Source organism: Falsirhodobacter sp. alg1 (genome assembly GCF_000739715.2).
Taxonomy (GTDB): domain Bacteria; phylum Pseudomonadota; class Alphaproteobacteria; order Rhodobacterales; family Rhodobacteraceae; genus Falsirhodobacter.
In genome coordinates this window covers 1-969 of sequence record NZ_BBJC02000024.1, presented here as the reverse complement: position 1 = coordinate 969, position 969 = coordinate 1, and the positions used below count along the sequence as shown (strand labels likewise).

The following is a 969-nucleotide window of genomic DNA, read 5'->3' as shown; positions in this document are numbered from 1 at the left end:
CTTCCTGACAAAGCCGGAATGGTTCCGCCCCATCTTCGTCGGTACCTCGATCTGGCAGGAGGCGGGTTTCCAGTCCATCGTCTATCTTGCCGCCATGGCCGGTATCTCGCCCACGCTTTATGAAAGTGCTGTGGTGGATGGTGCGTCGCGTTGGCAGATGATGTGGAAGATCACCGTTCCATCGATCATGAGCACGATCATCATCCCTTAAAGCTAATCTGAGCAGGGTAAGCCGGCCCCTAAGGCGAGGCCGAAAGGCGTAGTCGATGGGAACCAGGTTAATATTCCTGGGCCAGGAGGAAGTGACGGATCTCGACGGTAGTTTGCCCTTATTGGATTGGGTGGGCTGCTTAGAGGTTCCTGGAAATAGCCCTCCATGAGACCGTACCCTAAACCGACACAGGTGGACTGGTAGAGAATACCAAGGCGCTTGAGAGAACCACATCAAAGGAACTCGGCAAAATGCCTCCGTAAGTTCGCGAGAAGGAGGCCCCGTCTGTACGCAAGTATGGGCGGGGGGCACAAACCAGGGGGTGGCGACTGTTTACTTAAAACACAGGGCTCTGCGAAGTCGTAAGACGACGTATAGGGTCTGACGCCTGCCCGGTGCTGGAAGGTTAAAAGGAGGGGTGCAAGCTCTGAATTGAAGCCCCAGTAAACGGCGGCCGTAACTATAACGGTCCTAAGGTAGCGAAATTCCTTGTCGGGTAAGTTCCGACCTGCACGAATGGCGTAACGATCTCCCCGCTGTCTGGATCGGCATTTTCGGAATGGGCGGTGTCGGTCGCCGGGTGGCGCAGCTGGCCGAAGCCTTCGGCATGCCCGTCAGCTATTGCAGCCGGACCGCCAAGGATACGCCGAACTGGGCCTTCGTGTCGGATCTGGAAACCCTTGCCGCGCAGGTGGATGTGCTGGTTCTGACCGTGCCGGGCGGGCCGGAAACCCATCACGCGGTCAACGAAGCTGTTC

At 57.4% G+C, this 969-nt stretch carries 1 protein-coding gene, 1 pseudogene and 1 other annotated feature; the gene and the pseudogene both read left to right on the top strand.

All coding sequences use genetic code 11. The features are described from left to right. Positions 1–4: 4 nt before the first annotated feature. Positions 5–142: pseudogene (locus tag TR36_RS16475) on the top strand (sugar ABC transporter permease); the annotation flags it as partial. 21 nt (positions 143–163) lie between these two features. After that, positions 164–771 (top strand) — a sequence feature (23S ribosomal RNA rRNA prediction is too short). Continuing rightward, on the top strand, positions 771–969 hold a 199-nt coding region (locus TR36_RS15100; protein WP_045393798.1), incomplete at its 3' end, for an NAD(P)-dependent oxidoreductase. (Overlaps the previous feature by 1 nt.)